Annotated in this window: 2 protein-coding genes; one reads left to right on the forward strand and one right to left on the reverse strand. The window is 69.7% G+C overall.

Annotated elements, in window-relative coordinates; translation table 11 throughout:
• Positions 1-26: 26 nt before the first annotated feature.
• Positions 27-2,663 (reverse strand): helix-turn-helix transcriptional regulator, encoded by a 2,637-nt coding sequence (locus ACFQQL_RS02410; RefSeq protein ID WP_382390879.1) that lies wholly within the window; start codon positions 2,661-2,663, stop codon positions 27-29.
• A gap of 713 nt (positions 2,664-3,376) precedes the next feature.
• On the opposite strand from ACFQQL_RS02410, the gene ACFQQL_RS02415 reads away from it, so the two are divergent.
• A partial coding sequence (locus ACFQQL_RS02415) for a choice-of-anchor G family protein (protein ID WP_382390881.1) occupies positions 3,377-6,348 on the forward strand: 2,972 nt, incomplete at its 3' end.

Here is a 6,348-nt window from a genome sequence, read left to right on the forward strand (position 1 = left end):
GGATTCCCGCAGAGTTGCGCCGGCGCTCAGCCCAGTCGGTCGTGGTGCGGCGGCTCGCCGATCGATCGTTCCCCGATCCGGAGCAGCGCGGCCGCCAGGCCGGCTCTCGACCTGGTGCCCGTCTTGCGGAACAGCTTCGTGATCGTGGCCTCGACGGACCGCACGGAGAGGTACAGCTCCGCCGCGATGTCGCGATTGCGCATGCCGCGCACGATGCGCGCGGCCACCTCGGACTCCCGGGGGGTCAGCCGGAGGCCCGGGGCCAAGCCCTCCTCCACGGCGGCCGAGTCCGGCTCGGCATGGGGCGTCCTCGTGCCGGAGTGGCGGCTGACCACGCGCTTGAGAGCGGGAAGAGCCCACCGCGGGAAGCGGGACGTGGCCAGGAGCTCGTTCCAGTCGATCTGGTGCTCGCTCTGCTCGGTGCGCAGGAGTGCCATGCCCAGGCGCGTCGCTGCGTGCACGTGGCTGGACCTCTCTGCGCGGGAGGCGAGCACGGTCTGGAGGTAGCGGCGAGCGTCCGCGGCGCGGCCCTGATCCACGCACAGCGCGACGTGGAGCGCCGGACCGACCAGTTCGAAGTCGACGTCACCGAGGGTCGCGAGGGCGTTCGCGTCGGGACGACGGTCTGCCGCAGCGGCGGCCAGGAGGCCGCGTGCCTCCTCCTGGCGCTGGTCCGTCGCGAGCAGCCACGCGGCACGGTTGATCCAGAGACGGTGTGTCAGGAGGTGCGGTCTGTCGAGGATGGCCTTCTCGACGATCTGCGCCTCGCGCACGGTGAGCGCGGGCGCCCCCGGCATGCTTGCGCAACGCAGGGCAACCGAGGCCCGCAGAGACGTCAAGAACCTCTCCAGCGGTTGCAGGTCGTCGAGTTCTTGCAACGCGGCCCGCGCGCGGCCCAGCTCGCCCTCGCCGCTCTCGAGATAGGCGCTCAGGGTCAGCAAGACGGCACGGTGGAGCGACGGCATGGGGCGGCTCAGCTCCGCTCGAAGGTGGTGCTGCGCCGCCTGGGGCTCCTCCCGGAAGGCAATCTCGGTCTGCAGATCCAGACCAAGGTCGTCCGGCCTCGAGTCCGCCATCCATCGACGCAGGTAGCGCCTCAGATCGGCGACGTTCGCGTCCGCCGACAGGCGGGCGCGCATGTACTGCCAAGCCGGTCCCCGGAGCAACGGCGCAGGCAGGACCGACTCCGTGAGCTCCGCGATCCGCCGCGCCGTATCGACCTGTCCGACGTTGAGCGCCAGCAACGTGGCCATCCGCGCTATAGGCGCGGTCGCGACCGGCTCTGCGGCAGCGTGCCTCTGCACCTCGTCGTGGACCGTGCCGAGCTCGAGGCGATGGCCGAGCAGGAAGCGTGAGGCGACCAGGATCTGCGCTACGTGGAGGCGCTCACGCGACATCGGCAGCCGGGGCAGGTCGTCGGCGGCCTGCTCGGCCGCGTCCTCGAGGTAGCCGTCCAGCAACGTCACACGGACGCGCGTCGCCGCGAATCGCGCATAGTTCTCAGAGGTTGTGTGCTCCGCCATCGCGCTGACGAAGGCGTGCGCCCGGCAGGAGTCGCCCCTCCGGACGGCGGCCAGCGCCTGGTCGCCCAGGGGCCCAGCATGGGCCGGGTCTCGTTCGGATGTCAGAGCCGACATCAGCAACCGGTCATCCTCGCCGAGGACGTCGCTCGCCGCATCGAGCACCCGTTGACAGGCCGCCCGCCGAGTGTCGCGAGCGCCATGTGCGAGTGCGTCGGCCAGCACGCCGTCTGCGACGTGAACACGTGCGCCGTCGGACTCGAACAGTCCCGTGGCAAGAAGTTGGTCACCCGCCTGATCGGAGTCAGCGGCGAGAGCAGTGAACGTGGGCATGTCGACAGCACCGACCTGGGCGATCGTCGTCAGGAGCTCACGGGTCGGCGCGGGGACGGTCGCGAGCGTGCGGGCCGCGTGTCGCTGCGCCGCGGGATTCGGTGGACGGTGAACCAGCCGTCGGCTGCCCCCCAGCGCTGCATTTGACGCGTGCTCTGTCAGACCGGCGAGGATGCTCACGTGCCCACCGCTGCGTTGGTGCAGCTGGCGGACGACTCGATGGGGCGGGCGGACGCCCGTCCGGGCTTCCACCCAGGGCCCGATGACCTCTTCGCGAAGCGGATCGAGGTCGATCCGCTCGTACGACTCCAGCGCAGGAACCGGCCACGTCGAGGTGCATACCACCCCACCCGGAAGGTGCGCGGTTCGCGCGATGGCGTGGCGCAGCCCGGGCAGCAGGTCCTCGTGGAGCGCATCGACGTCGTCGACGAGGATCCACAGGGGATCCCGGCGCTGCCCGCCCGCGGCGAGCAGGCGGTCGACGAGCCGCACGAACGCGGCGGTCGGTTCCTCGGCCCACCCCGTGCCGCGCGCGGGGTGCGTGATGCCACCTGCGCCACCGGCAGCGCCCGGCACGACGTCCTCGACCTGGGTGGCAGCCGAGGAGATCAGCATCTGCTGGTCCTCGAGCGCGCCCCACATGACGTTGAGACGGATCGTGCGGGCGCCCGGCGTCCCGGCCACGCGGTCGAGCATCATCGACTTGCCCGAGCCGGCCTCACCCCGGATCACGACGCACTCCGCACCACGAGTGATCGCCTGGTCCAGCAGGCGAGCCGCCCGTGGCTGCAGTGCTTCGATCGACAGCACGCAACAGCCCCCATCGCTACCCAGTTGGTACTTCTCGCGCCAGCCTCCGGGCCGGAGGGGGGCTGTCCGGCTGGCACACGATCGACAGGCCACGATGCTAGCGGGGATCGGCGGAGATCCACAGGTCCATGTCCTGCTCGCGAGACGGATGCGGATAACCGCAGCCGCCTGCGGTCCTCCGCAGAACGTGACCCCGACCACGTCGCGGGTCTAGCCCATGGGCTCTCAGCACCATAACCTGCTGGACATCGAGGCACATCCGCGTATCTCCGGCGGGCCTCCGAATTCAGAGCTGTGCTGCCTGAGCGTGGTTCCAGGTACGCGACGTAGTGATGTCAAAATGTGCCCCATCTGTGAATTTCTGCGTGCATTGACGCCCGCACCCAAGAATACCGGCACGGTGAACTGGCAAGGCTGATGTCAGTTGTGCCGGAGTGCTCTAGCGCCCGTCTGACCTGCACGTACGCGCGCAAGTAGCGCACAGGCCGGTGCTGCACAAGGCCGTTTACGCAATCGTGACGAAGCATCTCGCCGGTTGCCGGGAGGCGTCCTCGGAACCTGCTTGACCAAGAATCCGTCGATCTGCTGTAGTTCGAATGCTCAACTGGGTGGCGTGGAAGATTTTCGCGCGCAAAGTGGGAGGCGATGTGAGGCGATTGTTGAGAAGTGAGAGCGGCCCGCCCGACGGGCGCCGCAGGCGGTGGCTACGGGGGGTGGCGGCGGGCACTGCGACCACTCTCGCGGTGGCCGGCTACGGTGCCCCGGCGTTCGCCGTCGACAACTATCCGGAGGAGCCTTCCGAGGCCGAGGCCAGCGTCGTCGACTCGAGCGTCCTCGGAACCGACCTCGCGGGAGGCGGGCGGTCCGATGCGGGATCGGCGTCGAACCCGGGTCCCAACAACGAGGCGCTGAACGTCGACCTGCTCGGTTCGGAGCTGATCCAGCTCGGAGACATCGAGCTGCCGATCGACCAGTTCATCGACTTCGGGCAGGTGGGCGCCCTCCAGTCGGAGTCCGAGGCCTCGGGCCCGCTGGACGCCCGCGCCATCTCGGGCCTGGCGAGCGGTGATGGATCGGTCACGCTCGACGGCGCGGACGCGGACTTCGGCGCCGCCGAGGTCGACCTGCTGACGCTCTTCAACGAGCTCGGCGTCGACGGCGGTACCGACCTGCTCGTGGACGAGGCCACTCTGCTTCTCGGCGCCGGTGGCGCCGAGGTCGTCGCGGAGAGCGGCGAGTTCATCGACCAGGACGGTGTCGGTGGCGCGGGGCAGTACCGGGTGGCCGAGGCCAGCCTCCTGCTTCACTCGCCCGCCATCGAGGAAGCCGCCGGCATGATGTACGACGCCGCGGGCCAGGTCGACGCGACGATGGAAGACACCGTCAACGACATGCTCGACCTGTCGGACATCGTCAATGCGCTGCCCGCCGGCGTCACGGTCGACGCGACCGTCGAGTCGAACATGCAGGAAGAGATCTTCCAGGCTCTGGTCGCCGAGCCCATCACCACCAACAACGAGGTGCTGACGGTTGACTTCTCGACCGGCACGGCGACGCTCCATCTCGACCAGATCGTCTCGGGTGACCTGCGCCCGGGTCAGCCCAGCGGGATCAACAACCAGAACCCGAACACCGAGCTGATCGACGACGAGCTCTACCCGATGATCGCCGAGACGGTGCACGACCTGATGGAAGAGGCGACGAACATCGCCGTCGGCGCCATCGAAGGTGCGCTGGGCAGCGTGACCGTCAACTTGACCGCGGCGATGGACAGCCCGGCCGGCTCCGCCACGGCAACCTGGGACCTCAACCTCATGGGGGACCTGGACAACGTCGAGTGCGAATCGTCCGGTCTCGGCGGCGGCGCGCTCTGCACCACGCTGACCACGGCCATCAACGCGCTCGGCCCGGTGCTCTCCGGCGTCGTGCAGCCGATCCGTGACTTCGTCCTGAGTGACGCGGGCCAAGAGATCTTCGACGTTCTCATCAACGACATCAAGACCGGCGCCATCACGGTGCCGATCCGTCAGGCGCTCGAGCCGTTCATCGAGCTCCTGGCCCAGGTGGTGTCGCTCCAGCTCAACCGGCAGGTCACCGAGGTGTGCACGCTGCCGGACGGTACGGAGACGACCGGGAGTCTCGAGGTCTCGGCGATCAGTCTCGGCCTCGTGCAGGCTGCCGACGCCGGACGTCTGAACCTTGGCAACGCCGGCGCGCGGATCGATGCGTGCGGCCTTGCCGGCGGCGAGCTCGGCCTGACTCTCGACCCGACCGAGGTCGAGCCCGGTCAGTCGACCACGGCCACGGGCGAGGGCTTCACCGCCGACAGCACCGCTACAGTCCAGCTGATCGGCCCCGACGGCGAACCCGTCGGCGACCCGATCACCGTCGACACCGACGCAGACGGCGAGTTCACTACCGACGTCCCGGTGCCGGCGGACGCTCCTCCTGGTGACTACCTCGTCGAGGCCACGGACGACACGACCGGTGACGTCATCGAGGCGGACCTCGTCGTGATCGAGCAGAGCGGGTTGGACCTGAACCTTGGTCTGGACCCGCCGACCGTTCCGGCCGGCGAGCCCACAACGGTCACCGGCGAGGGCTACACGCCGGACTCGACGGCGACCGTGCAGCTGGTCGACCCTGCGGGTAACCCCGTGGGTGACCCGGTGCCGGCAGAGACGGACGCCGACGGTTCCTTCACCGTCGACCTTCCCGTGCCCGTGGAGGCCGAGCCGGGCGACTACACGGTCGTCGGCACGGACGACACGACCGGTGAGTCCACCGATGCCGCACTGGCGGTGTACTCCCCGACCCTCGAGGCCGACAGCCCCGTGGCGGGGGACCAGTGCGTCGCCATCACCTCCGGCGGGTGGCTGCCGGAGTCCGAGGTGACGCTCCAGCTGACCGACGGTGACGGCAACGCGGTCGGCGAGCCGGTCGTCGTCACGACCGACGGTGAGGGCAGTGTCCCCGCCGACACGTGCCTCGAGGTGCCCGAGGGCACCGAGCCGGGCGACTACACGGTCGTCGGCACGGACGACGGCGGAGCCGAGGTCACGGCCCCGGTTGCCGTCTACGTCCCGACGCTCGAGGCTACCTCGCCGGTTCCGGCCGGTGGTGAGACCGAGGTGACGTCGGGTGGTTGGTTGCCGGAGTCCGAGGTGGCTCTGCAGCTGGCCGATGCCGCTGGTGACCCGGTGGGTGAGCCGGTGACGGTGACGACGGACGGTGAGGGCAATGTCCCGGCCGGTACGACGATCCCGATTCCCGAGGATGCCGCTCCCGGTGAGTACACGGTGGTCGGCACCGACCCTGACGGCGCGACCGCAGAGGGCACGCTCGAGGTGTACGGTCCGACGCTCGATGCGACGTCGCCGGTCATCGCGGGCCAGTGCAGCGTCATCACGTCGGGTGGTTGGTTGCCGGAGTCCGAGGTGGCTCTGCAGCTGACCGATGCCGCGGGCGACCCGGTGGGTGAGCCGGTGACGGTGACGACGGACGGTGAGGGCAACGTGCCGGCCGACACGTGCCTCGAGGTGCCCGAGGGCACCGAGCCGGGTGACTACACAGTCGTCGGCACGGACGACGGCGGGTCCGAGGTCTCGGCGCCCGTCGAGGTCGTCGCAGCACCGACCGAACCGACCATCGTCGCCTCGACGCCGGTTCCGGCCGGTGGTGAGAC

The sequence above is a fragment of the Georgenia alba genome (assembly GCF_042665525.1).
Lineage (GTDB): Bacteria > Actinomycetota > Actinomycetes > Actinomycetales > Actinomycetaceae > Allobogoriella > Allobogoriella alba.